Consider the following 23,573-nt stretch of genomic DNA (forward strand, 5'->3'; position numbering starts at 1 on the left):
CCCAGGATCTGCGGCTGTGCCACCGGAACCGGTTGCGCAGCTGGAAGCAGATTTCTTCGGGAGTGTCGGAACATCCCATCTGCCATCGTTTGACGACGGGCTGTTCCTGGGGTCGCTGAAATCGGGAGGAGACGATTTGGCCAATAGAACGAAACGCATAGCCACCATGTTCGCAGCAATGATGGTCGGCACAAGCGCTAGCCTGGCCGGGGGGCCGGTTGACGATAAGCTCGTTATCGACGGTGAACTGGAAATCAACACCCGGGTTCCGGCACCGGAAGGACACCCTTTCGATGAACTGATCTCCGGTTGGCATTACCGCACGCCCGAGACCCGTGACCTTGAAGCCGACAGCTTCCAGAACCCGGGCATGCTCTATGTCGAGCGCGGTGAGGAAATCTGGAACACGGTGGATGGCGCTGCAGGAAAATCCTGTGCGTCCTGTCACGAGGATGCCGAAACCTTCCTCAAGGGCCTTGGTGCCAGCTATCCCAAGTGGAATGAGGAGGCCGGCAAGCCGTTCAACATCGAGCTGCAGATCAACCAGTGCCGCGAACAGAACATGCAGGCAGAGCCCTACAAGTTCGACGCCGACGATCAGAAGGCTCTGACGACCTACATCAAGCACCAGTCGCTCGGCATGCCGATGCACGTCGACCTGAGCGAAGGCGAGATGCAGGACTGGTGGGAAAAAGGCAAGGAACTCTACTACACCCGTACGGGTCAGTTGAACCTGGCCTGCGCCACCTGTCACGAGAACTACAACGGCAACTACATCCGGGCCGATCATCTCAGCCAAGGCAACGTCAACGGCTTCCCGACCTACCGTCTGAAGCAGAGCGCGATGGTGTCCCTGCACAACCGCTTCCGCGGCTGTATTCGCGATACCCGGGCAGCCTTCCCGCCAGCCTTCTCCGACGATCTGATGGCTCTGGAGGTCTATGTGACCTGGCGCGGGACCGGGCTCGACATCGAAACCCCGGCGGTTCGCCAATAGGCTGACCGTTCCCCTCCGGCGCGGTCACAGTCACCGCGCCGGTTTCTTCTCTGTTGTGGCAACAGGCTGAAAGTGCAGGCTGAAAAGATCACCGTCCCCCACGTGGGATATCCGGGGTGCACGGCGTTGCCGCGCACCAACGGGAAAACTGTGCAACCGGTCCGTCAGTGGCCGTTGGTTTGGAGAAACTGAGAATGTTCTCAAGACGTGAGTTCCTGATGGCGGCAACCGCGACAAGCGCCTTGCTCGGATCGGGCATGGCGGGTTCTTGGTCGCGGCTGATGGCGCAGCAAGCCCTGACAGAGGACCAGCTCCTGGGAATGGAGGCCAAGGGCACGCTCACGCTGGTGCACATCACCGACATCCACGCCCAGCTGAAGCCGATCTATTTCCGCGAGCCGTCCATCAACCTGGGCATCGGCGCTGTCAAAGGCAAACCACCCCATGTGACCGGCGCGGATTTCCTGAAGCTCTACAACATCGAAGCCGGGTCTCCGGATGCCTATGCGCTCACGTCTGAAGACTTTGTCGCCCTGGCCAGAACCTACGGCAAGATGGGGGGCATGGACCGGGTCGCGACGGTCATCAAACGCATTCGTGCCGAGCGTGGCGCTGATAACGTTCTTCTTCTGGATGGCGGCGACACCTGGCAGGGCAGCTACACGTCGAATGTGACCGAGGGCGAAGACATGATTACGATCATGAATTCGCTGGAACCGGACGCCATGACCGGCCACTGGGAATTCACCTATGGCACCGACCGCGTCCAGGAAGTCATCGACAGCCTGCCCTTCGCCTTCCTCGGCTCCAACATCTACGACAACGAATGGGACGAACCGGCCTTCGAAGCCTGGAAGATGTTCGAGCGCGGCGGCTCAAAGGTTGCCGTCATCGGCCAGGCCTTCCCCTATACGCCCATTGCCAATCCGCGCTGGATGATCCCCGGCTGGTCTTTCGGCATCCGTGAAGAAGACATTGCCAAACATGTGGCCGAGGCACGCGACGAAGGCGCTGAGATCGTTGTGCTTCTGTCGCACAACGGCTTTGACGTCGACCGCAAGCTGGCGTCGCGTGTCGACGGCATCGACGTCATTCTGACGGGGCACACCCACGACGCCCTGCCCGAGCCGGTGATCGTCAACGACACGCTGGTGATCGCCTCCGGCTCCAACGGCAAATTCGTGTCCCGGGTCGATCTCGATGTTCAGGACGGCAAACTGGCGGGCTATGCCTACCGCCTGATCCCGATCTTCTCCGACGTGATCACGCCGGATGCGGATATGGCAGCGCTGATCGATGAGGTCCGCGCACCCTACGAAGCGGATCTCGCCCGCGTTCTTGGCAAGACCGAGAGCCTTCTCTACCGGCGCGGCAACTTCAACGGCACCTTCGACGATCTGATTTGCCAGGCACTCTTGAGCGAACGCGACGCCGAAATTGCCCTGTCGCCCGGCTTCCGCTGGGGGACATCGGTTCTGCCGGGCCAGGACATCACCTTCGAGGACGTCCACAACGCCTGCGCCATGACCTATCCGGCGGCCTACCGCTCGCCGATGACGGGTCAGATGCTGAAGGACATTCTGGAAGACGTCGGCGACAACCTCTTCAACAAGGACCCCTACTACCAGCAGGGCGGTGACATGGTCCGCGTGGGTGGCATGGGCTACACCATCGACCCCAACAAGGACATCGGCGAGCGCATTTCGGGTATGACCCTGCTTGCCACCGGCGAGCCCATCGACCCGGCCAGGGAATATGTCGTTGCCGGCTGGGCTTCGGTCAACGAAGGCACCGAAGGCCCACCCATCGCCGAAGTCGTCGAAGCCTATCTCACAAGCAATCCCGTGGTCAGCCTGCCGGACAACCAGTCCGTCAAGCTGGCAGGATGACGCCTTTTCTTCAGAGATCCTGAGGACACGATCATGACTGACAAAACCATTTCCAAAGTGCCGGGCCTGTCCAGGCGCTCCCTCCTGAAAGCAGGGTTCGCAGCGGGAGCCGTTGCAGGCACCGCAGGTGCGGCGCGTGCCGCCGGTGATCCGCTGATCACCGAGATACAGGACTGGAACCGCTATCTCGGCGACGGTGTTCAATCGCGCCCCTACGGCATGCCCTCGGAATTCGAGGCCGATGTGGTCCGCCGCGATGTGGAATGGCTGACAGCCTCCACCGAAAGCTCGGTGAACTTCACCCCCTTGCACGATCTGGACGGCATCATCACGCCCAACGGCCTGTGTTTCGAGCGTCACCATGGCGGCATTGCCGAGATCAACCCGGCCGATCACCGGCTGATGATCAACGGACTTGTCGACACGCCGCTGGTCTTCACCATGGAAGACCTGAAGCGCTTCCCGCGTGAGAACAGGGTCTACTTCCTGGAATGCGCCGCCAATTCCGGCATGGAGTGGCGCGGCTCCCAGCTCAACGGCTGCCAGTATACCCACGGCATGGTCCACTGCGTCATGTATACCGGCGTTCCGCTGAAGCTGATCCTGGAAGAGGCAGGCCTCAAGACCAACGCCAAATGGGTGATGCCGGAAGGTGCCGATGCCTCGGCCATGACCCGCTCCATCCCGATGGAAAAGGCCCTCGACGACTGCCTTGTCGCCTTCAAGATGAACGGTGAGGCCCTGCGCCCCGAACAGGGCTATCCTCTGCGCCTGGTCGTGCCCGGCTGGGAAGGCAACATGTGGGTGAAATGGCTGCGCCGGATCGAAGTCGGCGACGAGCCCTGGCACCAGCGCGAGGAAACGTCCAAATACACGGACCTTCTGGAAAACGGCAAGGCCCGCCGCTTCACCTGGGTGATGGATCCCAAATCCGTCATCACCTCGCCGAGCCCGCAGGCCCCGATCAGCCACGGCAAGGGACCGATGGTCATCTCCGGCGTCGCCTGGTCCGGCAACGGGCGGATCAAACGGGTCGATGTCTCGCTTGATGGCGGCCGGAACTGGAAGACGGCCCGTCTGGACGGACCGAGCCTGTCCAAAGCCATGCACCGCTTTTACCTCGACATCGACTGGGACGGCTCGGACATGTTGATCCAGTCCCGCGCGATGGACGAGCATGGCTTCTTCCAGCCGACCAAGAACGAGCTGCGTGCCGCCCGTGGTGAAAACTCGATCTACCACAACAACGGCATCCAGACCTGGTATGTCAAAGCAGACGGAATGGTGGAAAATGTCGAAGTTTCTTAAAGCCCTCAGCCTTGGAACCCTGATCGCCACCCTGCCCCTGCTTGCCGCGACAGCCCATGCGGGAGACGCCCAAAAGGGGGAAAAGGTCTTCAAGAAATGCGCTGCCTGCCACGCGGTGGGCGAAGGCGCAAAGAACAAGGTCGGACCGGAACTGAACGACGTTTTCGGCCGCACCGCCGGGTCGCTCGGCGACTACAAATACTCCAAGGCGATGATCGAAGCCGGTAACGGTGGCCTTGTCTGGGACGAAGCGACACTGACCACCTATCTGGCCAAACCCAGGGACATGGTCAAAGGCACCAAGATGGCCTTCGCCGGTTTGAAGAAGCAGGACGATCTGGAAAACGTGATCGCCTATCTGGCCACATTCTCCAGCGCCGCCGCCCCGGCTGACCAGCAGGGCGCCGCAGAACCGGCTGCCGAGGAAGCGGCGGCTGGCGAAACGGAAACCGCAAGCGCAGACACTTCAGCGGCAGCTCACGCAGCGCCCGTGTCCGAAACCCGTGATGGCGGTGTCTTGGGTCTCGGCCGCGTGGCGACAGACGACGAGGTTGCAGCCTGGAACATCGACATTCGCCCCGATGGCACCGGCCTGCCGGAAGGCTCCGGCACGGTTGCCGAGGGTGAAGTGTTGTTCACCGACAATTGCGCTGTCTGTCACGGCGACTTCGGCGAAGGTGTCGGCCGCTGGCCGGTTCTGGCAGGCGGGCAGGACACGCTTACCGAGGAACGCCCGGAAAAGACTATCGGCTCCTACTGGCCGTATCTGTCCACGGTCTATGACTATGTCCGCCGCGCCATGCCTTACGGCAATGCCCGCTCCCTGTCGGACGACGATGTTTATGCGTTGACGGCCTACCTCCTGTATCTGAACGACCTCGTTGACGACGAGGACTTCGAATTGTCGAAAGACAACTTCCTGGAGATCCGTCTTCCCAATGAGGAAAATTTCATTGCGGACACCCGGGCCGAAGAGCCGCATTATGCTGCCAAGGCCGAACCTTGCATGAGCAACTGCAAGGACAGCGCTGTCGAGATCACCATGCGTGCCCGCATTCTCGACGTCACTCCCGGCTCCGTCGATGATGACGACGCCTCAGGCATGGGAAGCGTCGACTGACATCGTTTTGCGGCAACGGCCCACGAAAGAAAGGCCGCCCGCGCAAGGCCGCCGCAGGACACCCTGCGGCGTTAGGAGGAAAAACGATGGGACTGTTTTCAAGACTGGCAGTGGCCGCTTCGGCCCTGCTGATGCTTGGCTCTGCCGTATTGGCGGACGATGGCATCCACAAGCTTGCCCTGCAGATCAGCGACAACGATCCGCAGAAGATGAACACCGTTTTGAATGTCGCCGCCAATGTTGCCCGCCATTACTCGGAAATTGGCGAGGAAGCCGACATCAAGATTGTTGCCTTCAATGCCGGCCTGCACATGTTCCGTGCAGATACCTCTCCCGTGTCGGACCGCATGAAATCCTTCGTGCAGAGCATGCCGAATGTCGCCTTCGAGGCTTGCGATAACACCCGTCAGGCCATGGCCAGGAACGAAGGCAAGGACATTCCGTTTCTCGAAGGCGTCGAAGTCGTTCCTGCCGGGGCCGTTACACTGATGGAGCTGGACGCGGACGGCTATACCATTTTGCGTCCGTAAGCCTGTGGTGATCGCCGTGCGGACGGGTTAACCGCCCGTACGGCCGCATTGGATCCCGGCACATGGCCGCCGGACTGTCCGGCGGCTGGGAACCTGCATTCTCCAGCCAGTCCAATTCAAATTGGAACCTGCGGCTGTTCAAGGCGTTTTCATGAATTGCAATGGAGATGCCGTTTGTATGACCGAAACCGTCCCGTTTCAAACCAATTGTCGAGCTTGCCCCCTGAGGCAGAAACCAGCGTTCCGATCTCTGGAAGGCAAGGAACTGGATTTCATTTCGGATTTCAAAACCGGTGAGCTGACAGTCGAAGCCGGGGCAACCATCCTTCAGGAAGAGAACAAGACCCCGCATCTCTACACCATTCTGGAAGGCTGGGCCTTCCGTCACAAGGCTCTGGCCGACGGCAGGCGGCAACTGTTGAATTTTGCCCTGCCGGGGGACCTCGTCGGCCTTCAGCTTGCCGTCCTGAAAGATATGCAGCACTCCGTCACGGCTCTCACAGACACCACATTATGTGTCTTTCAACGCGACAAGGTCTGGTCGATATTCAAGGACCATCCAACCCTCGCCTTTTCAATGACATGGATTGCCGCGCGCGAGGAACAGATACTTGATGGACAGATTATCAGCCTCGGCCAGCGCACCGCACTGGAGCGGCTCTCGTATCTCATCCTGCACCTTTATGACCGGGCGCAGCACGTCGGCTACGCCGGCAATCAGGCGCTCGATGCTCCGTTCTCCCAAAGCCATTTGTCCGACGCGCTCGGGATTACCCCGGTGCACACCAGCCGGACACTTCGAAAGCTTCAGGAAAAAGAGCTGATAAGCTGGGCAAAGGACCAAATTCGCGTCCTGGACAGGGACGCCCTGGAAAAGCTCGCCTCTTATGAAGCCATTTCGGAAGATCCTCGCCCGCTTATCTGAGGCAGGCCTGCATCTTCAACTGCTGCCAAAGAGCAGTCTTCCCGCGCCCGCGGATCAGATCAGGGCGCCGATCTGGGCTTTGGTATAGGGCTTGCTCAGGATGACATGTCCTTCGAAGTCCGTCGGCAGAGGGCCAAGATCGCTGTAGCCGCTGGCAAAGATGAACTTCGTCCCCTTTTCCAGAAGCTGCTTGGCGAAAGCCAGACTTGTGTCGTCACCGATCTTCACGTCCAGAATGACGAAGCTGAACAGATGCGCTGCCAGCGCCTCTGCCGCTTCGGCAAGGCTTGCGAGCGTCTCGACTGGCGAGAACCCGAGCTCTTCCAGCATCATCTGCGTATCGAGCGCGATGATCGGATTGTCTTCGACAACCAGTGCCGCGCCGCGCGTTTGCGCTGCGGCTTGATAAGTTTGCGGTGTCACGAGGGATCTCATTGTCAGTTAGGTTGACTATCCGCAAGATGACACGAAACCAGCCAGCCTGCATTAACATAAGTTATAAGAGCAGTTTATTTTCTACTTCGATCCCGGTCCGTTCGGAAATTATCAAGCGGCATGAAACCTTTTCTTAACTTGGGCGTTTACAGGGTGGAGGTAGACATTATGTTCACGCTACGCAAACGCATTCCGACTAAAGCCCCTGCTGCAATCGCAGTCGCTGCTCTTCTGGCATCCAGCCTGATTGTTGCAGAGCCTTTCTTCACCAAAGAGGCTGACGCAGAAACCGCTCAAAAGGGCGACATGACCGCAGCAGCAGAAGTTGAACAGAAGGCCGCTGCCAAAGGCGACCTGCAGGTTGAACTGGCCGATATTCACGGACGCCCGACGCGCTGTGTCTCCGGAGTTGGCGTAACCACATGCACCGGCTGGCCCATCGCCCACGGAATGCTGGCGTACAACGAAGAGTAAAAATCCTTGCTACCAGAGTTTTGAAAAGCCGCCTCTTCCGGGCGGCTTTTGTTTTGTCTGCGTGCCTCCGCAGTAAAACAGCCGGCACGACATGCCTCCGAACTGCTTTTCTGTCTTTGACTGCTTGGTCACAGATCGTACGCCCTGAATGGTATTCCCAGGTTGCTGACTGGAACAGCGCCGGGCCCAGGATCAAAGCAGAGCGAAATTCCAGCCTGCAAATCAGCCCTGACAAGTTGAACCTTGTGCCGTCAGCGGGCTTGCTGCCAGGTTTTCGGGCTAGGCGTCAGAGTCTGAAGATACAGGCTGTACAGGCTGGCTTGCCTCCGAGGGCTGGCTCACGATCTCAAGCAGCGTCCCCACGACAAGCAGCAAGGGGACGGCGACAAATCCGCCGATTGGCCCCCACAGCCAGATCCAGAAGGCAATGGCAAGAAAAACCAGGAAGGGATTCAACGTCATCGTTCGCCCGAGGACGGTCGGCGTGACGAATTGCGCTTCGATCAGGTTGAGCGCCAGATACGCCAGCGGAGGCGTGAGGATCGCCAACGGCGTGTTTCCGGTTGCCAGGCCGACACCGGCCATCACAAGCACCATGATCGCCGGTCCAAGATAGACAACATAATTCAACACACCGGCCAACATGCCCCACAGCAACGGCGATGGCACACCAAGAAACCACATGGTCGAGCTCACGGCGACGCCCAACCCGATATTGATGAGGCTTATGGAGACGAGATAGGTGGAAAGACGCGCCTCAATGGTGCGAAACGCGGATACGATGCAACGCCTTCCTTCACCGTTGGAGGAAAGCTGGAGCGCAGCCCGGCGCAAATGCGGGCCCGTCAACAGGAAGAAGTAGAGACTGGCCAGAAACAGGATCACCTGCGCCACGAAAGCCGGTGCGAAATAGAAGACGCTTTCGACTGCGGAGTTGTCTTCCACACTGACCTGCATGCCGCCGTTCTGGCCCATGGCATTGCGCAGGTCCTCCTGCAGGCTGGCAACTGAGGAAAAGAACCCTTGCCAGCTGGTCAATTGGGCCTGTAGGCGCGCCCAGATAAGCGGCAACCTGTCCAGCCAGTCGGAAAGCGGCACGACGAAAGCGGCCCCGGCAGTCAGGATCAGGAAGATAAAAACCAGCACCATTCCGCCGGCGGATACCCAGCCGGGTACGCCGAGGCGCGATAGCCTTTCCACGGTCGGCGCGAAAATCGTGCCGACAACCACGGAAAGACAGACAGGTGCGAAAATGACCTGCCCGATGTCCAGCGCGGCGGTCACCGCAATGGCGCACATGATGACCATCGATACACGGACAATAGGGTCCGCTCTCAGGGTCTCGGTCACTGTAGCCACGGCACCTTCTGCGGTCGCGACTGCTCGGTCTGCCTGCGCTGTCATCACTGTTAGCTCCAAAGGCCGGCGAGACCGCGCGGCAGAGTGTTAGCCGCCACCCTCGTCGTCGTCACCCAATGCCTGAGCTGCCAGAAAGGCCAGGCCGCCCAGAGCGGCGGTAATCATCAGGCCCTTGTTCTTGGTAAGCTGTGGCAGAATGGAAACGGCAGCAGCCACTGTAAGCTGCTTGGCAACTTGTGAACGCGCCTTCCGCTTGCGGTCCCTGTACTTCAGGAAGCTGAGCACCGAAACAAAAAACAATCCTGTAACCAGCATGATCGCGGCAATCAGCAAGGCCGCCATGGCAGGGCCGTAAATCGGCGCCAAATAGGCACCGGCTGCCACCACCCCGGCGACGTAAGCCGTTGCGAAACAAACAGCCGCAATGCCGCTCAACACGGCATTGCGCTTGGCACGGCGAACCATGCCATTTATGTCTCGCCTAAGAGCCCCGAACGCCATTGGAAAGGCGCGCATCACCATTAGCGGCGTACCAGCGCTGCGATCAGAAAGCCGATGCCGGCGGCGATACCGATGGACTGCAGAGGACGCTTGCGAACTTCCGAAACGAAGGCCCGTTCATACTTCTGCAATTCGGCGGTCAGGTCGCTCAACGCATCCTGGGACATCTTGGTCAGATCGTCACTGGCGGCAGCGGCCTTGGTTTTGTATTCGTCCGTCTTGCCGGAACCGTATCTCTTCAGCGAACCGGCCAAAGAGGCGATGTCGCCACGAATGCGTTCGATGTTTTCTTCGATTTCGCGGGCGCTTACGGTGTCGTTAGCAGGATTGGAAGTGGATGCCGAGGCAGTCTTCGCGGTTGCCATCTTGTCGCTCCTGTTCTCAATAGCGGGCGGCCCTGACGACGGACGGCGCGCAATGCGTAAATGGGATGGAGCCCGGAATTCGGGCACGTGAAGACCGCGCAATGCAATTGCGCGGACTGAGCTGTAAACGATCTGGCGTTGATTTGGTTCCAGACAAATCAGAATGATTTATCGCCTGGCCTATTGGTATCGCCGAAAGGATAGTTCCAGAGGAAGAAAATGAGACAACGCAAGCGAACCGCGGCCTCATTTTCAGACGCAAATCCTATTCGCGCAGAGCTTCGATCAGCTCCGATTTGGACATGTTGGAGCGACCATCCACGTCCAGCTCCTGCGCCCGTTCGTAGAGCTCTTCCTTGGTCCAGGATTCGTAAGGCGAAGCCTTTCCCCCCTTCACGGAAGGAGACTGGCTGTCGTTTGCCTGGGCATTTGCAATTCTCGCCGACTTTTCCTTGCTGTAACCCTTGTCACGCAAGGCTTCGTAAGTGTCTTCATTCTTGATGCTGGAACTGGATTTCGAAGCCATCTCAGTCTCCTTTCAGTTGTTACCTACGTTGACGAGAACGGCCCTTTGAGCACGCCCCAAGAATGAGATCGACGAAGGCAGAAAAACCCATGAACAAGGGCCAGAGTGTGACCCAACACGTAAGATTTAACGCTGCATCGTGCGCGTAGGTTCCAATTATCGTTGTCCAAGATGTGAAATCACGTAAGCAGACAAAGGCACCTGGAGCACGACACGCAATAGCGCCTTCACTGACCATCAATCGAATACCATTGAACTTCTTGAAGAAATTTCAAGGGATATTCTCCCTCCATGCAAAAAAAGAAATTTTGCCGAAAATATGGAACTGATGGCGAATTGAAGACTTTCCTTACCGAACGATCACAAGGCGCCCTTGTCAGCCATAGAGCTCATCAAGCGATAGCGCCCAGCGACTGAACGAAAGGAAAAACAATGTCGACGAGCAAGGTTCTGAACATCGAAACCCCGAAGGTCGACCAGATCAAGACGGGCGTTTCGGACGAGGTGCGCGAGCAGCTTGCGAAACATCTTTCGGTTATCCTGGCCGAGACCTACATCCTCACGATCAAGTCCCACCTTTATCACTGGAACGTCGTCGGCCCGCTCTTCAAATCGATCCATGATCTGACCGAAGAGCATTATGAGAACCTTTTCGCCGCAACCGACGTGATTGCAGAGCGTATCCGTGCCCTTGGTCACATGGCACCGGTCAATGTCGACGAAGGCAAGCTCAACCTGACCATCAGTCTGCCGGCGGGCGGCATGCCCAACGCCTTCGAAATGATCGAGGATCTGGTGCACAGCCACGAAATGATTGCCGCGGAAATGCGCGACATGGCAGCTTACGCTGGTGAGAACAGCGACCCCGTGACGGAAGATCTGCTGACCCAGCGCATCACTTTCCACGACAAGGCTTCGTGGATGCTGAGGGCTGTCATCACCGAGTGAACGGCCCGGCCGCCAGCTTGAAACAAATTGAAAAAGCGGAAGGGCCGTTTGCCGCTGTGCGGTAAGCGGCCCTTTGCGCGATCGAAGCCCCACATTCCAAATTGTAAGAAATCATGATCAGCGTACCGAAACGATTTGCCGGGTTCAGAACCGCCGCAAGCGTTCTGGAAGACCGGTCCCTCTCGGACAAGCAAAAGCGGACAGCGTTGCTGTCCTGGCGGGCAACCCTGCGAAAGGCGCCACAGGCCAGTTCCGAACAAGGTCGGTCACCACAAGAGCTGATCTCGGAAATCGATGAAGCGCTGAAGGCCCTGCGCCGCGACAAGACCCCGCGCGGAGACGCGTCCTGAACAACAGGCATCAGCCTTGGGAGCTTCCGCTTCCAGGGCATGAGGGTGTGTGCCCCCTGACAGCACGCAAGATCAGCTTTGGGTTTGCTTGACCGGAAACTCGATAACGCAACGCACGCCTTCCGGCGCGAAGTCGATTGTGACATCACCATTGAGGGCAGGCCCAACCAACCGTTCCAGCAACATTCGCCCGAAACCGTTGCGCTCTGGCGGCACAACTTCCGGACCACCGCTTTCCTTCCACACCAGTCGGATCTTGCCGTCTTCCGTTGTCCACGACACGGACAATATACCCCCGAGCACTGACAGAGCACCATATTTGGCGGCATTGGTCGTCAGCTCATGCAGAGCCAGGCCAAGGTTCTGCGCTGCATCCGCCGTGATCGAATGCGGGTCGCCCTTGATCTCGATCTGCGAGCTTCCCGGATCGATGGATTGCGCCAGATGCGCCAGAACCAGCTCCTTCAGATCCGCGCCATACCATGACTGTGACACCAGCAGATCATGGCTGGCTGCCATCGCCTGAAGTCTTGCGGCGAAACTCTCGACGAAATCCTCCGTGTTGTCCGAACGTGCTGCGGTTTGCCGAGCCATGGCCTGAATAACCGCAAGAAGGTTCTTGGACCGATGTGTCAGCTCCCGCATCACAAGGTGCATCTGACGTTCGTTTTCCCGTTGAAGCGTCATGTCGATGGAGATGCCGATCAGGCCGGTAATCCGGCCCTCCGTGTCTCTCGCCGGCTCGATACGCATGTTGTAGCTGCGATTGACTCCACCCAATTCCATGTCGAATTCGATAACGGTGCTTTCGCCAGTTTCCAGCACCTTCTTCTTTGCCGGAATGAGCTTTAACTGGCCTTCCTCCGGAAACAGCTCAGCGTCGCTCTTGCCAGTGAAGAAATCCGGTGTAAGGCCCGGTGATGGATTGACGACCTGAACATATTTCAGGTCGAGATCCTGCTCGAAAACGGTTGTGAGCGAGCCGTCGAGCGCCTTCTCGAAGCGCCGGTTGGCCTCCGCAAGCTGCCTTGCGAGGGAACCGAGCCGGATTTCGTAGAGGTTCTTTTCGGTCATATCGATGGCCGTACACAGGACGCCGTCGATATCGCCGCTGTTGTTGCGCGTCGGATGCACGATCAGATCCAGGGAGATCGTTCCCGTCTCTTCGCTGTCCAGCGCAAAGTAGGTCGAAGCGGTCTCGCCGGTTTCCAGAACCTGTCGCTTCACCTCCTCCAGGTCAGCAGCAGTCTCTTCCGGCAGTAGGTCCTGATCCGTGCAACCGATGACCTCTTCCGGGTTCCTGCCGAACCGCGGATTATGGATCCAGGTGTAGCGCAGCTCCTTGTCCTGGGTGAAAACGGAGATGTTGGATCCGGTCAGGGCGGTCTCAAAACGCTCGTTGATCCGCTTGATCTCCCGCCGTGTTCTGCCGACCTTGTCGGAAAGCTCGATATTTTCAGCTTTCAGCGTGTCGTTATCCTGCTCAAGATCCTGCAGCGAGGGAATGGCGAGCAGCATCGGCCGCACCCGCCAGATGACGACCGCGGTTGCGACCGAGACAACAGCAGTGAGCAACTTGACCAGGCCTTGCGCACCGTAAACGGGCCACCAGAGTGTTACCAGGGCAGCCAGATGGCTGAGAGCACAGGCCAGGATGAATGCGATGAACAGATACGCGACCCTGCGGGAATTACCTTGAAAGTCCGGACGTTTGCGCAGGAAATCGAGGATCATCAAGGGAATGGTAAAATAGGCCAGCGCGATCAAACCGTCCGAGATCGCGTGAAGCGCCACGAGATCCGGACGCCAAAGCAGGCAATATCCGTGCGGCATGAACGACGCCGCGCCAAAGAGATAAGTAAAAATATCAGACATTTCGGTTTTGCTCCGTTATCCGGGCATATGTCCTTGCGCAAAAGTTCCGCAAAAAGAACGCCGCTTTTGCATCAGTGTGCCAATCCATCCTCGACGCTCGCGCTGACCGCAATTCATTGGGAACCATTGACCGCAGCAGTCGTTTTCCTGGTGTCATCAAGACAAGGAGAGAACGACCAATGAATTGGGACCGGATTGAAGGAAACTGGAAAGAATTCAAGGGCAAGGCTATCGCCCAGTGGGGCAAGCTGACCGACGACGAAGTCGATCGGGCCAACGGCCGCCGAACCGAACTTGCTGGCCTCATCCAACAAAAATATGGCAAGACCCGCGAAGAAGCCGAGAAGGACATTGACGACTGGCTTTCACGGCAATGAGGGAAAAGGGCGGGCCTGATGCCCGCCTCTTCCTTCGGGATTGACTTTGCTCCGTTCTGAAGCGGCAGAAAAGCGGCTCTCAAGTATTTCGTGCTTCGCGCTCGAGGAGCGCATGTGTGAAAATCAAGCGAGCTCGCTCAGCTTGAACCAGTTGCCTCAGGCAGCGACGACCTCGTCGGCCCCCTTGAAAAACAGTGCCTGGCTGATGCCAGCCTTCACCGTGTTCGGGTTGAACGGCTTGGTGATGAGGAATGTCGGCTCTGGCCGCTCCCCAGTCAGAAGACGTTCGGGGAAGGACGTGATGAAGATCACCGGAACGGACATTTCCGAGAGGATTTCCTTTACCGCGTCAATGCCGGACGAACCGTCCGCGAGCTGGATATCGGCAAGAACGAGACCAGGCGTGTGTTCCTTCGCGGCAGCAATGGCGTCGCTTGCCGTACGGGCCACGCTGGTGACGCCATGACCAAGGGATTCTACGATCTGGATCAGATCCATGGAAATAAGCGGCTCATCCTCGATGATCAGCACATCTGTCTTGGTCTGACGATCGATTTCCGCGATTGCATCTTGAACCAGCCCCGTAACGTCTTCTTCGCTGCGCTGGATGATGAGCGCCGTATCAGAAAGCGAGAAACCTTCCAGCGTGGAAAGCAGCAGTGTCTGCCGGCTTTCCGGGGCCATGTTGGCCAGCCGCTGCTGGGCAGTCTGCTCGAAGATGGAAACAGTTCCGTCGTTTGCGGTTGGTGGAACCACACTTGCGTTCCACAGAACGTGGAAAAGCCGGTACAGACCAATTTTCACCCCATCGGTGGTGTCGATAATGGTCTGATCTGCCACCAGTGCCTGCAAGCATGCCCTGACATAGGCATCGCCACTTTTCTGGCTTCCCGCCAAAGCTCTTGCATATCTGCGCAGGTATGGAAGCAGCGGGGCGATCTCTATCGAAAGGCTCACGGACATAAATAAGTTCCTTAATGTGTTGCCGCCCGGAAGCGGCCGAACGGCGCACTTTCACGCGCGCCCGTAACTCGAAAATGCATTCGGCAAAAAAAAGTTCCCAACGCGAGGAACTTTTTTTTCGTCACTGCGTTTACATCGCAATAAAGCCCATCTTCGAAGAAGCGAAAATCGGAAATTTGTCATGGCAACCAAGCTCAATCCCGAAGTGCCTGACGCCGCCTTCGGTGTCATCACGCCGGCTGCGGGATCAAAGTCCAAAGAGGACTGGATCGGCAGCCAGCTCAAAAAAGTTTATGACGAGGCCCTGTCGGAAGACATACCCGACGATATGATGGATTTGTTGTCCGCTCTGGATTCCAGAGGGTCGGACGAGGAGGCCGCAGAATGAACGTCGCACAGTTCAAGCAGGATCTCGTCGACGCCATTCCCCGATTGCGCGCCTTTGCCAGATCCATCAGTGGCGACCGCGACCGCGCGGACGACCTGGTTCAGGAAACACTGGCGAAGGCGATCGCCAACAAGGACAAGTTCACCGAAGGCACCAATCTCACTGCCTGGCTCATCACCATTCTGCGCAACCAGTATTATTCTGTCGGCAGAAAGATGCAGCGCGAGGTTTCAGACCCGGACGGTGAACACGCCGCCAGTCTGGAAAGCAAACCGCAGCAGACGGGTCATCTGGAACTGAAGGATTTTCTGAGTGCCCTTCAGGTGCTTGCCGACGATCAGCGCGAAGCCCTTATTCTGATCGGGGCCAGTGGCTTTTCTTATGAGGAAGCTGCCGAAATCCTCGGCGTGAAGGTTGGCACGGTCAAAAGCCGCGTCTCACGTGCTCGCCTGCGCCTGGAAGAACTCATGAACGGGACCGAACAGTTCGAACGGTCCGAAATTGCCGCCGCCGCATCCGCATCCCTGATCAGGGACGCCCTTACCGTCTGATCAGTCTCGACCAAACGAGAACCTCCCCCATTGACCGCTTCTGCGCCCGGAAAAGACCCGCGCATGGTTTCCGGAGCGGGCAGGCGAGATTGACTGGAGCGCGCAATAGAAACAGCGACAAACAGGGTTCCATCCAGGATGGAGCCCTGCCTGTCTGAGGGGAACCGCGATGCAGATGATCTATCAGGAGAATGCCCGCGAACATGCGCTTGTTCGCCTGACCAAGGGATTTCTGTTCATCCCTATTTGCATCACCCTGTTAGGAGCGATGCTCGCGTTTGCCGCCTTCCTGATAGACGACATGGGTCTGATGGACGGTGCTTTTAAACTCTTCAGCTATGACACCATAAGCGTTGACGGCGCGCGGTCGGTCCTGTCGACCATTGCCGGCGCCATGATGTCCGTCATCAGCTTGGTCTATTCCCTGACGCTTGTCGTGTTCACACTTGCGGCCGGCAATATTTCGGCGCGTCTTCTGGAAACCTTCGCCAGCAACCGGACGACGCAGATCACCATCGGCCTGTTGGGCGCGACCTTCCTTTATTCGATGATCGCCTTGTTTGGCGTCGACGAAAACGAGGACCTGCGTTTTTCCGTCATCCTGTGCATCATCCTGGCCTCCGCCAGTTTTTTCTGGCTGGTCTATTTCGTAAACGACGTCGCCGGACGGATCCGGGTCGATGCGGAAATCGGCAGAATCCATTCCTCGCTCCGGTTCTCGATCGATGACCTTCTGACCAAAGAACCGCGTGAACAACCGAATGACTGTAACGAGATTCCCGATCTGCCGATCTGGATCTACAATGCCACGTACAGCGGCTACATAACCTTCATCGACAGCAACCAGCTCATTGAAATCGCGAAGTCTCTCGACGGTTTCATCGAGGTTACGGTCAGCCCCGGAACCTACGTCATCGAAGGCATGCCGATTGCGAAGGTCCGCACGGCCGAAGAAGAGCCGGATCTGAAACGACTAGAGAAAACGTTTCAGATCGAGAAGGCGCGGGCTCCTGAAGGGGACATCCAGTTTTCGGTCCACCTGATGGTGGAGATCGCCCTGCGCGCGCTATCGCCCGGCGTCAACGACAGCTACACGGCCATCAGCGCAATCGATCACCTGTCAGCCTCCGTTGCGCGGATCCTTCAGCGCGGCGCTCCGAGCTCGCTCATCACAGATGACGAAGACACACCTCGCCTCTGGCTGACCATCCTGGAAATGCATGACCTGCTGGACACGGCAGTCGGCCCGCTGCGCCAGGCCGCGAGAGGCAATGTCCTCGTCCTGCATCACTTCATTTCCGCTCTGGAAAAGGCATCGCTGGTTTGCCGCAAGGAACATTTGCCACTTGTTTCCACGCAATTGTTCAATATCGCGCAGGACGCGGTCTTTTCCATTGAAGGCAAGCCAGACAGACAGCAGATAGCCCGAAAGCTCTGGGCCGCGCGCAAGACGTTGCACGAACAGGAAAAAGCCGGCTAGCGCATACTGCGAAGAGCAGGTTCTGATTTTAGTGAAAGAAAAAGCGTGCCGCACGCTGAAACACGCTGGACACGCTTGGGATGTGACGCGGTGGAACCATTGCGATTGGAGACAAAGAAGGGAAGCGAAAGCGGTCTGCCCTTCCCTTCCATCCGAGCCTGAAGAAGACACAAAAAAGGGCGCCGAAGCGCCCGTTTTTCTCGTGTTAGACCCTGCGGCCTCTGATCGCGTGTGCGACTGCCGAAATCAGGAACAGCGCAATAGCGACGAAGAAGATCAGTTTTGCGATGCCGACTGCCGTGCCGGCAATACCACCAAAACCAAGTACGGCTGCAACGATAGCAACCACCAAGAACAACAGTGCCCAAGAAAGCATTGGAACCTCCGATATTTAAGATATGCAGGTTCAACGCACCGTTCTGAAATTGGTTCCCAATATTTTTTCAGATTTATTTTGGCCACCCATAAGAAGAACACGGAACCTTCTGCACGCCTGACCGTTTCCAATCCAGTTACACAACCCGGAGATCTGTCATGGAATATGGAATCGTTGGCCTCTTAATTCTCGTCGTGGATGTCTATGCGATCATCCAGGTTCTCGGAAGCGGGTCCTCCACCGGTGCAAAGCTGCTGTGGGTCCTCGGCATCCTGATCTTCCCGGTTGTCGGCTTTATCGTCTGGCTGCTGGCAGGACCGAAAAGCGCCGGCAAGCTGGCCTGAATTCCCGCGCCATGATTACGCACGAAAGTGCGTCTCATCGTGGCGCGGTTTCTGGAAGTTCCTGAAAGTTCAATCTTCTTCCAGGCACACCCAAAATTTCCAAATCCAAAGGGAGATGCTTAAATGCTTCGCCATCTACTCGCCACCACCGCACTTGTTGCAGCCATTTCGACGGCCGCCGTCGCCGGTGACACCGCTGCGATGAAGGACGGCACTCAGACCGGTGCAAAAAATGACACCGGCGTCTATGAATTCGAACTTCACACCCTTGCTCCGGACATGACCACCGGCATTCTTGCCACCAACATGATCGGCAAGCCGGTCCTGACCAGCAGGAATGCTGACGGCGAAGAAGTCGGCGACATCAACGACGTCGTCTTTGGCCGCGATGGAACCGTGCGTGCGGTCATCGTGGGTGTCGGAGGGTTCCTCGGCATGGGTGAAAAGGAAGTCGCACTCGACTTTGCCCGCCTCAACTTCGTGTCCGGCCAGGATAACCAGCTTCTTGTCGTCACCGACGTTTCTCGCAAGGAACTGGAAGATGCGACCGCCTATGAGCGTCCGGACTATATTCCGCACTGGATGACGTCGGAAGGCGCCCGCGAGCAGATGGACAAGGTCGCTGCAAGCGCCAAGGACACCTATGAAACCGTCCGCAAGGAAGCAATCGACCCGGCAAAACAGAAGCTGGATGAAGCGATGGCCGATCCCTGGACCGCTGAAAAAACACAGGTCGACACGGCCAGTGTATCTACCGATGAGCTGATCGATTCCCCTGTCTACACCAGCCAGGACAATGACATCGGCGAAGTCGCCGAGGTTCTGATCGGCAACGACGGCAAGGCACAGGCGGTTGTCATCGATGTGGGTGGTTTCCTTGGCTTCAACGCGAAGCCGGTAGCCGTGTCCTATTCCAGCCTCAAGATGTTCGAAACGGAGAATGGCGACCTGCTGGTGACCGCTCCCTTCACCAAGGAACAGCTTGAAAATGCACCGACCTATGAGCCGGCCGTCTACAAATCCAATCCGGATGCGGTTCTGCTGAAAGGCTGAACGGCAACTACGGAAAACTGAAAGAAACGGGTCGCTTCAGCGGCCCGTTTTTTTTGTGCCGAACGTCAGGCGACGCCTCAACAACCAGAATGAAGCGGCTTGGAGGTGGTGAAATGGCACTTCTTCGGGGCTGTGACGCGCAAAACGCCAGCCTCACCCTCCATATGCCCTCCAGCCCGTTACGGGGGAGGCTTTCCCGATCCGCGATAGAGGCTCGGACAAAATGGCTCAGGCGAGCCAATATACGACGGTCCCGACCGCTGCCAATGCCACGAGCAGGCCCACCAGCGTAACAACGCCATCGCGCACGAGAAGTCCGAGGCTCAGCAGCAGGATTGCGGAGCCGGGCAAGGCGACGGCAAAGGGCAACAGGGTGGCCGGGTAGACAAGAAGAGACAGTAATATGCAAAAGGCCGCGACGATCCGCGCGGCGGTCTCGCCGGCGAAAAGGGACAGGCGCTGTCCGAGATAACGGTCGGCGCGCTCCGCATAAGGCGTGAGCTTGTCGATGGTCGACGTCACCTTCTGTTTGGGAAGACCACGATTGCGCACGAACGACGGCAACCAGATCGAGCTTCTGCCAACAACGAGCTGGCCTGCGACCAGAAGGGTCAACGTTGTGAGAACAATAGGCACGCCTGGTATGGCGCCGATGGGAGAAACCATTATGAGGGCCGGCAGAAATAGCAAGGGCCCCGCCACACGGCTGCCGGAGGCCTTCAGCAGCGAGCCGACATCGGCGCGGCCTTCCTCTTCGATTTCGTCTTCCCAGTTGGTGAGAACGCCTTTGATTGTCGTCGCCTGACCGGACGCCATCTCGTTACCCCTCGAGTTCGATTTGTCTTTTGGAGCGCTGCAGCCTGTGCGGCCACGCCTGAAACCGGAAAAAGAAAAAGGGCCGGCAAAGCCGGCCCTTCCTGACAAAATGTCTATGTCACTTGGTTCACTTGATCGCTTCCAGCGAAAGCTTGCTCACACCAAGGGTAATGTTCGTGCCTGTCTGGCTTTCGACACTCACCGGGTTCAGCGCGATCGACTTGTCGAAACCGCCGACAAGAGCGTTGGCCTTCACGCCTGCACCCAGGCTGGCGCCTGCCGTTACGCCGGCGTATGTCCCTTCAAGAGCACCAACTTCCAGATCGGCAGTCGGGGCAACGACACCCCACACAAGCGTGGCCGAGTCCGTGGTTCCGATATCAAGACCGTATTCGCTCACGGTCGCCGTGTAGTAGCTGGCAGCGCCGCCACCGGCCCGGTCGAAGGTGCAGTTCATGACTGTCTTGGAACCGACGATGAAATTGGTTTCCTCTTCGGTAACACAGGTCAGTTTTCCGACCTCAACGCCAGCAGGCTTGTCCTGAGCCATGACAGGGGTCGCCAGAAGCGACACACCAGTCAGCATCAGCGCGAGTTTGGTAAACTGTTTCATCAAAGTCTCCTTCGTGTATGAGCCTTCCGGAGTGCTCCGGTCCGCCTTCATCACGGTGGAAACGCCTGCCCCGTCAGTCAGTTCCAAAATAATTTGCAATTATCTCGTCAGCGCATGGCCATCGGCAGATACAGCGCAATTTGCGGCAGGGCGATCAATGCCACGACCATGGCCAGCATCGCCAGCACATAGGGAATGGCTCCCAACATCACCTCCGCAATGGAGCCCCCGCCCCGCGCGCTCTGGACCACGAACAGATTGAGGCCGACGGGCGGGGTGATAAGGGCCATCTCGATCAGCACGATCATCAGAATGCCGAACCAGACCGGATCATAGCCGAGACTGATGACGATCGGCACCACGATCGGGATGGTGATAACCATCAGTGACAGCGTTTCGATGAAGAAGCCGAGCACGATATACATCGCGACGATCACCAGCAGCGTCTGCAGGGGATCGAACCCGAGACCCTCCAGAAATCCGCGCAACTCCTGCGACAAGCCAGCGGCTGAGAGCGTGAAGTTGAGAAACGACGCCCCGATCACCACCAGCATGATCATCGCCGTGACCCGCACGGTGCCGATCAGCGCTTCACCGATCATGCGCATGTCGAGACCGCCGAAGAACGCGGCAATCACCAACGCTCCCGCAACACCGACGGAGGCAGCTTCGGTCGGGGTGGCCCACCCCTTGTAAATCGACCCGATGATGGCGCTGAACAGCAGAATGATCGGCACGAGATCGGCAAGCCCCAGCGCCATCTCCCGCAAGGGGAACGTCCGCCGTGCCCCGCCAAGCTTCGGGTTGACCAGGCAGACCAGCGCCGTGACGGCCAGAAAGGCAACCGCCAGAAGGATGCCGGGCACCAGCCCGGCCAGAAACAGTTGCGGGATCGATGTCTGCGTCAGAAAGCCGTAAACGATCAGGTTGATCGACGGCGGGATCATGATGCCGAGCGTTCCTCCGGCGGCAATCGCACCGGAAAAGAGCTTCTGGTCATAGCCCAGCCGTTCGGCCTGCGGCATGGCCACCGTCGCCACCGTGGCAGCGGTTGCCACCGACGAACCCGAAGTGGCCGAGAACATGGTGGCGGTCGCAACATTGGCATGCACCAGCCCGCCGGGCAGCCAGGAGACCCAACGGTCGAGTGCCGAATAGGTGCGCGCGGCAATACCTGTGCGCACCAGGATCTCTCCCAGCAGCACGAAGAACGGAATGGCAATCAGCGCCGCATTTTCTGAAGTCGACCAGACCATTGAGCCCAAGCCGCGCGTGAGCGGAAAGGCACTGAAGAACTGGTCGATGCCGAACCCCAGCAGAAACAGCACGATGCCGACGGGAATGGAAAGGCTCAGGAGACCGAGAAGACCGACGGAAACAAAGGGAAGCATCAGGCGGTCTCCCCTTCCGGAAAGGCGCCAATGGCCTGTTCGGATTTGGCAAATTCGCCGCGCGATACCAGCAGCACACCGGCGATGAAGGTGAGCCATGCGCTGATGGCAAACCACACCCAACCGGCGAACCAGGGCAATTGCACCAGAGCCAGCGGCGTTTCCAGTGGCGTATTGGCTCTGGACGAATTTCGTAGGCTCGTCTCCACCACCGGCCAGCATTTGATCGCGATGATGGAAACGGTCGAAGAGAGAGCGAAGATGGACAGAAGATCCAGCATCGCCCGCCATTTCGGAAGGTTGACGGAGCGGCGCAGGAAATCGATCCGGATGTGCGACAGTTCGCTCAATCCGAAAGCCATGGCCCAGGCCGTACCGATGGCCATCACGTAGCCGGATATTTCGTCAGTGCCGCCGAAGGAGGCGCCGACGCGGCGGAGACAGATATCAATCAGAACAAGACCTGCACAGGTGAGGAACAGAACACCGACCGAAATCGCAATCGTCCGGTTGATCCTCGACAGGATTGACAGGAGTTTCTCCGCCACCTCGATGTCTCCCGAGACTAGTTGGTCTTGATCTGAACGCCGACGACTGTGCCAACACTGTCGTTCCAGCGTGCAGCCCAGTCACCACCGGCCCGCTCTGCCCATTCCGGCAGAACCTCTGTTTCCAGGATCTGGCGCGCCCGCTCGATGTCGCCATCGCTGGCTTCGACCAGAACCATGTTACGCGCATCGCCCGAAGCGCATTCCCCCTTGCCGGTCAGGCAGGCAATGTCATTGGACAGTGCACCTTCAGCCGATGCCCAGGCGGGGGCCTCGAACTTATCGGCAATTTCCTTTTGGATCAGGGCCTGGGTCTCGCCGGACAGGGAATTCCACTTGTCGAGATTGATCGCGGTCACCACCGGATCCCAGCCACCCAGCGGGATCGGCAACAGATGGGTGCTCACTTCCCACCACCCGGCACTATAGCCGGAGCCTGCCCCGGTCACGGCGCAATCAACGACGCCTTTCTGCAGCGCGCCGGGAACTTCGGAAAAGGCAACCGTAATGCCCTCCGCGCCCAGCGCTTCCAGGAATTTGGCGGTCATGCGGCCGGATGCGCGGATCTTCTTGCCCTTCAGGTCATCCAGCGAGCCGACTTCCGCGTTGCAGAACACCACCTGCGGCGGATAGGGCGCAATGGCGAGCACCTTGGAATTGAACCGTTTCTCGAAGATCTCCTCCACCATCGGCCGGGCGGCGTCGACAGCGGCATGGGCCTTGTCTGCCGACATGGCCACCAGCGGCACATCGAGGCCTTCCAGTTCTGGCGCATCGGCAACGGCATAATCGCCCACCGTCATGCCGACATCAAACACGCCCTGGCCCAGCAGGCGGAACACTTCACCAACGCCGAGGTTCATCTGGTTGTGGGTGGTGACAGTGGTATGGATGGTGCCACCGGACGCCTCAGGCAAGGTGGTTTGCCAGAACGGCGCCTCATACTCCTTGTGCAGCGGCAGGCTTGACCAGCTGCCGACGACAGACAGGTCTTCCGCGGCGGCGGCCGAGGACATGGCGGCACCGGCCATGAGGAAAGTCAGAAATCTTTTCATGTGTCCACTCCGTGAA

At 58.3% G+C, this 23,573-nt stretch carries 28 protein-coding genes; 15 read left to right on the forward strand and 13 right to left on the reverse strand.

The annotated features are described in order from the left end of the window. Nucleotides 1-166: 166 nt before the first annotated feature. The 6 genes from soxA to AC2A6O_RS05630 all read left to right on the forward strand — a co-directional run bounded on the left by soxA (nt 167) and on the right by AC2A6O_RS05630 (nt 6,769). Complete coding sequence (soxA, locus tag AC2A6O_RS05605; protein WP_148582728.1) at nt 167-997, forward strand: sulfur oxidation c-type cytochrome SoxA; 831 nt, start codon at nt 167-169, stop codon at nt 995-997. Nucleotides 998-1,191: 194 nt separating this feature from the next. After that, nucleotides 1,192-2,886, forward strand: a complete 1,695-nt coding sequence (gene soxB / locus AC2A6O_RS05610) for a thiosulfohydrolase SoxB (RefSeq protein ID WP_498926080.1) — start codon at nt 1,192-1,194, stop codon at nt 2,884-2,886. A 33-nt stretch (nt 2,887-2,919) separates the two neighbouring features. Continuing rightward, nucleotides 2,920-4,194, forward strand: a complete 1,275-nt coding sequence (gene soxC / locus AC2A6O_RS05615) for a sulfite dehydrogenase (RefSeq protein WP_148582668.1) — start codon at nt 2,920-2,922, stop codon at nt 4,192-4,194. Then, nucleotides 4,178-5,314, forward strand: a complete 1,137-nt coding sequence (locus tag AC2A6O_RS05620) for a c-type cytochrome (RefSeq protein WP_498926081.1) — start codon at nt 4,178-4,180, stop codon at nt 5,312-5,314. Before soxC ends, AC2A6O_RS05620 begins: the two co-directional genes overlap by 17 nt. A gap of 86 nt (nt 5,315-5,400) precedes the next feature. Then, nucleotides 5,401-5,844, forward strand: coding sequence for a DsrE family protein (locus tag AC2A6O_RS05625; protein WP_148582666.1), 444 nt, complete (start codon nt 5,401-5,403; stop codon nt 5,842-5,844). Between the two features lie 178 nt (nt 5,845-6,022). Then, a complete protein-coding gene (locus tag AC2A6O_RS05630) occupies nt 6,023-6,769 on the forward strand; it encodes a Crp/Fnr family transcriptional regulator (protein ID WP_498926082.1) in 747 nt (248 codons plus the stop codon). 54 nt (nt 6,770-6,823) lie between these two features. Here AC2A6O_RS05630 and AC2A6O_RS05635 read toward each other — a convergent pair whose 3' ends face one another. Continuing rightward, nucleotides 6,824-7,192: a response regulator gene (locus AC2A6O_RS05635; protein WP_209000926.1), complete on the reverse strand. Its 369-nt coding sequence runs from the start codon at nt 7,190-7,192 to the stop codon at nt 6,824-6,826. A gap of 180 nt (nt 7,193-7,372) precedes the next feature. Between AC2A6O_RS05635 and AC2A6O_RS05640 the strand changes: the two genes are divergently transcribed. Then, nucleotides 7,373-7,678, forward strand: coding sequence for a hypothetical protein (locus tag AC2A6O_RS05640; RefSeq protein ID WP_148582663.1), 306 nt, complete (start codon nt 7,373-7,375; stop codon nt 7,676-7,678). A 279-nt stretch (nt 7,679-7,957) separates the two neighbouring features. On the opposite strand, the gene AC2A6O_RS05645 is transcribed toward AC2A6O_RS05640, so the two are convergent. The 4 genes from AC2A6O_RS05645 to AC2A6O_RS05660 all read right to left on the reverse strand — a co-directional run bounded on the left by AC2A6O_RS05645 (nt 7,958) and on the right by AC2A6O_RS05660 (nt 10,429). Continuing rightward, nucleotides 7,958-9,082 carry an AI-2E family transporter gene (locus AC2A6O_RS05645; RefSeq protein WP_148582662.1) on the reverse strand — a complete coding sequence of 375 codons (1,125 nt, stop codon included), beginning with the start codon at nt 9,080-9,082 and terminating at the stop codon, nt 7,958-7,960. 42 nt (nt 9,083-9,124) lie between these two features. Beyond that, nucleotides 9,125-9,502, reverse strand: a complete 378-nt coding sequence (locus AC2A6O_RS05650) for a hypothetical protein (RefSeq protein ID WP_148582661.1) — start codon at nt 9,500-9,502, stop codon at nt 9,125-9,127. Nucleotides 9,503-9,558: 56 nt separating this feature from the next. Further along, entirely contained in the window at nt 9,559-9,903 is a 345-nt protein-coding gene (locus AC2A6O_RS05655) for an ElaB/YgaM/YqjD family protein (RefSeq protein WP_148582660.1), read from the reverse strand. A gap of 265 nt (nt 9,904-10,168) precedes the next feature. After that, nucleotides 10,169-10,429, reverse strand: a complete 261-nt coding sequence (locus AC2A6O_RS05660; protein ID WP_498926083.1) for a DUF7218 family protein — start codon at nt 10,427-10,429, stop codon at nt 10,169-10,171. 432 nt (nt 10,430-10,861) lie between these two features. On the opposite strand from AC2A6O_RS05660, the gene AC2A6O_RS05665 reads away from it, so the two are divergent. After that, a complete protein-coding gene (locus AC2A6O_RS05665) occupies nt 10,862-11,377 on the forward strand; it encodes a Dps family protein (RefSeq protein WP_498926084.1) in 516 nt (171 codons plus the stop codon). 113 nt (nt 11,378-11,490) lie between these two features. Then, nucleotides 11,491-11,727 (forward strand): hypothetical protein, encoded by a 237-nt coding sequence (locus AC2A6O_RS05670; protein ID WP_498926085.1) that lies wholly within the window; start codon nt 11,491-11,493, stop codon nt 11,725-11,727. Between the two features lie 72 nt (nt 11,728-11,799). Here the strand turns inward: AC2A6O_RS05670 and AC2A6O_RS05675 are convergent, their stop codons facing one another. Then, entirely contained in the window at nt 11,800-13,602 is a 1,803-nt protein-coding gene (locus tag AC2A6O_RS05675) for a sensor histidine kinase (RefSeq protein ID WP_498926086.1), read from the reverse strand. A gap of 179 nt (nt 13,603-13,781) precedes the next feature. On the opposite strand from AC2A6O_RS05675, the gene AC2A6O_RS05680 reads away from it, so the two are divergent. Further along, a complete protein-coding gene (locus tag AC2A6O_RS05680) occupies nt 13,782-13,979 on the forward strand; it encodes a CsbD family protein (protein WP_498926087.1) in 198 nt (65 codons plus the stop codon). Between the two features lie 156 nt (nt 13,980-14,135). On the opposite strand, the gene AC2A6O_RS05685 is transcribed toward AC2A6O_RS05680, so the two are convergent. After that, on the reverse strand, nt 14,136-14,936 hold the full coding sequence (locus AC2A6O_RS05685) for a response regulator (protein WP_498926369.1): 801 nt from the start codon (nt 14,934-14,936) through the stop codon (nt 14,136-14,138). 187 nt (nt 14,937-15,123) lie between these two features. Between AC2A6O_RS05685 and AC2A6O_RS05690 the strand changes: the two genes are divergently transcribed. The 3 genes from AC2A6O_RS05690 to AC2A6O_RS05700 all read left to right on the forward strand — a co-directional run bounded on the left by AC2A6O_RS05690 (nt 15,124) and on the right by AC2A6O_RS05700 (nt 17,361). Beyond that, nucleotides 15,124-15,330: a NepR family anti-sigma factor gene (locus AC2A6O_RS05690; RefSeq protein WP_148582655.1), complete on the forward strand. Its 207-nt coding sequence runs from the start codon at nt 15,124-15,126 to the stop codon at nt 15,328-15,330. After that, nucleotides 15,327-15,881, forward strand: a complete 555-nt coding sequence (locus AC2A6O_RS05695; protein WP_498926088.1) for a sigma-70 family RNA polymerase sigma factor — start codon at nt 15,327-15,329, stop codon at nt 15,879-15,881. Before AC2A6O_RS05690 ends, AC2A6O_RS05695 begins: the two co-directional genes overlap by 4 nt. 169 nt (nt 15,882-16,050) lie before the next feature. Further along, nucleotides 16,051-17,361 (forward strand): DUF2254 domain-containing protein, encoded by a 1,311-nt coding sequence (locus tag AC2A6O_RS05700; protein ID WP_148582653.1) that lies wholly within the window; start codon nt 16,051-16,053, stop codon nt 17,359-17,361. Nucleotides 17,362-17,566: 205 nt separating this feature from the next. Here AC2A6O_RS05700 and AC2A6O_RS05705 read toward each other — a convergent pair whose 3' ends face one another. Further along, the gene (locus AC2A6O_RS05705) at nt 17,567-17,737 is read right to left on the reverse strand and encodes a DUF1328 domain-containing protein (protein WP_006937216.1); all 171 of its coding nucleotides are present in this window, start codon (nt 17,735-17,737) and stop codon (nt 17,567-17,569) included. A gap of 158 nt (nt 17,738-17,895) precedes the next feature. On the opposite strand from AC2A6O_RS05705, the gene AC2A6O_RS05710 reads away from it, so the two are divergent. Next, nucleotides 17,896-18,081: a PLD nuclease N-terminal domain-containing protein gene (locus tag AC2A6O_RS05710; protein WP_148582652.1), complete on the forward strand. Its 186-nt coding sequence runs from the start codon at nt 17,896-17,898 to the stop codon at nt 18,079-18,081. Nucleotides 18,082-18,204: 123 nt separating this feature from the next. Further along, on the forward strand, nt 18,205-19,134 hold the full coding sequence (locus AC2A6O_RS05715; protein ID WP_498926089.1) for a PRC-barrel domain-containing protein: 930 nt from the start codon (nt 18,205-18,207) through the stop codon (nt 19,132-19,134). A 228-nt stretch (nt 19,135-19,362) separates the two neighbouring features. On the opposite strand, the gene AC2A6O_RS05720 is transcribed toward AC2A6O_RS05715, so the two are convergent. The 5 genes from AC2A6O_RS05720 to AC2A6O_RS05740 all read right to left on the reverse strand — a co-directional run bounded on the left by AC2A6O_RS05720 (nt 19,363) and on the right by AC2A6O_RS05740 (nt 23,557). Then, on the reverse strand, nt 19,363-19,950 hold the full coding sequence (locus AC2A6O_RS05720) for an exopolysaccharide biosynthesis protein (RefSeq protein ID WP_498926090.1): 588 nt from the start codon (nt 19,948-19,950) through the stop codon (nt 19,363-19,365). A 127-nt stretch (nt 19,951-20,077) separates the two neighbouring features. Beyond that, entirely contained in the window at nt 20,078-20,563 is a 486-nt protein-coding gene (locus AC2A6O_RS05725; protein WP_209000925.1) for a DUF992 domain-containing protein, read from the reverse strand. A 107-nt stretch (nt 20,564-20,670) separates the two neighbouring features. Then, nucleotides 20,671-21,954: a TRAP transporter large permease gene (locus AC2A6O_RS05730; RefSeq protein WP_148582648.1), complete on the reverse strand. Its 1,284-nt coding sequence runs from the start codon at nt 21,952-21,954 to the stop codon at nt 20,671-20,673. Next, the gene (locus AC2A6O_RS05735; RefSeq protein ID WP_148582647.1) at nt 21,954-22,502 is read right to left on the reverse strand and encodes a TRAP transporter small permease subunit; all 549 of its coding nucleotides are present in this window, start codon (nt 22,500-22,502) and stop codon (nt 21,954-21,956) included. The genes AC2A6O_RS05730 and AC2A6O_RS05735 overlap by 1 nt, the downstream gene beginning before the upstream one ends. 17 nt (nt 22,503-22,519) lie before the next feature. Continuing rightward, nucleotides 22,520-23,557, reverse strand: a complete 1,038-nt coding sequence (locus AC2A6O_RS05740; RefSeq protein WP_498926091.1) for a TRAP transporter substrate-binding protein — start codon at nt 23,555-23,557, stop codon at nt 22,520-22,522. Nucleotides 23,558-23,573: the final 16 nt, after the last annotated feature.

It is taken from the genome of Labrenzia sp. ATLA3 (assembly GCF_057180185.1).

Coding starts and splice junctions, on each gene's coding strand:
- soxA (WP_148582728.1), top strand. CDS start 167: ATGTTCGCAGCAATGATGGTCGGCACAAGCGCTAGCCTGGCCGGGGGG.
- soxB (WP_498926080.1), top strand. CDS start 1,192: ATGTTCTCAAGACGTGAGTTCCTGATGGCGGCAACCGCGACAAGCGCC.
- soxC (WP_148582668.1), top strand. CDS start 2,920: ATGACTGACAAAACCATTTCCAAAGTGCCGGGCCTGTCCAGGCGCTCC.
- AC2A6O_RS05620 (WP_498926081.1), top strand. CDS start 4,178: ATGTCGAAGTTTCTTAAAGCCCTCAGCCTTGGAACCCTGATCGCCACC.
- AC2A6O_RS05625 (WP_148582666.1), top strand. CDS start 5,401: ATGGGACTGTTTTCAAGACTGGCAGTGGCCGCTTCGGCCCTGCTGATG.
- AC2A6O_RS05630 (WP_498926082.1), top strand. CDS start 6,023: ATGACCGAAACCGTCCCGTTTCAAACCAATTGTCGAGCTTGCCCCCTG.
- AC2A6O_RS05640 (WP_148582663.1), top strand. CDS start 7,373: ATGTTCACGCTACGCAAACGCATTCCGACTAAAGCCCCTGCTGCAATC.
- AC2A6O_RS05645 (WP_148582662.1), bottom strand. CDS start 9,082: ATGACAGCGCAGGCAGACCGAGCAGTCGCGACCGCAGAAGGTGCCGTG.
- AC2A6O_RS05650 (WP_148582661.1), bottom strand. CDS start 9,502: ATGGTTCGCCGTGCCAAGCGCAATGCCGTGTTGAGCGGCATTGCGGCT.
- AC2A6O_RS05655 (WP_148582660.1), bottom strand. CDS start 9,903: ATGGCAACCGCGAAGACTGCCTCGGCATCCACTTCCAATCCTGCTAAC.
- AC2A6O_RS05660 (WP_498926083.1), bottom strand. CDS start 10,429: ATGGCTTCGAAATCCAGTTCCAGCATCAAGAATGAAGACACTTACGAA.
- AC2A6O_RS05665 (WP_498926084.1), top strand. CDS start 10,862: ATGTCGACGAGCAAGGTTCTGAACATCGAAACCCCGAAGGTCGACCAG.
- AC2A6O_RS05670 (WP_498926085.1), top strand. CDS start 11,491: ATGATCAGCGTACCGAAACGATTTGCCGGGTTCAGAACCGCCGCAAGC.
- AC2A6O_RS05675 (WP_498926086.1), bottom strand. CDS start 13,602: ATGTCTGATATTTTTACTTATCTCTTTGGCGCGGCGTCGTTCATGCCG.
- AC2A6O_RS05680 (WP_498926087.1), top strand. CDS start 13,782: ATGAATTGGGACCGGATTGAAGGAAACTGGAAAGAATTCAAGGGCAAG.
- AC2A6O_RS05690 (WP_148582655.1), top strand. CDS start 15,124: ATGGCAACCAAGCTCAATCCCGAAGTGCCTGACGCCGCCTTCGGTGTC.
- AC2A6O_RS05695 (WP_498926088.1), top strand. CDS start 15,327: ATGAACGTCGCACAGTTCAAGCAGGATCTCGTCGACGCCATTCCCCGA.
- AC2A6O_RS05700 (WP_148582653.1), top strand. CDS start 16,051: ATGCAGATGATCTATCAGGAGAATGCCCGCGAACATGCGCTTGTTCGC.
- AC2A6O_RS05705 (WP_006937216.1), bottom strand. CDS start 17,737: ATGCTTTCTTGGGCACTGTTGTTCTTGGTGGTTGCTATCGTTGCAGCC.
- AC2A6O_RS05710 (WP_148582652.1), top strand. CDS start 17,896: ATGGAATATGGAATCGTTGGCCTCTTAATTCTCGTCGTGGATGTCTAT.
- AC2A6O_RS05715 (WP_498926089.1), top strand. CDS start 18,205: ATGCTTCGCCATCTACTCGCCACCACCGCACTTGTTGCAGCCATTTCG.
- AC2A6O_RS05720 (WP_498926090.1), bottom strand. CDS start 19,950: ATGGCGTCCGGTCAGGCGACGACAATCAAAGGCGTTCTCACCAACTGG.
- AC2A6O_RS05725 (WP_209000925.1), bottom strand. CDS start 20,563: ATGAAACAGTTTACCAAACTCGCGCTGATGCTGACTGGTGTGTCGCTT.
- AC2A6O_RS05730 (WP_148582648.1), bottom strand. CDS start 21,954: ATGCTTCCCTTTGTTTCCGTCGGTCTTCTCGGTCTCCTGAGCCTTTCC.
- AC2A6O_RS05740 (WP_498926091.1), bottom strand. CDS start 23,557: ATGAAAAGATTTCTGACTTTCCTCATGGCCGGTGCCGCCATGTCCTCG.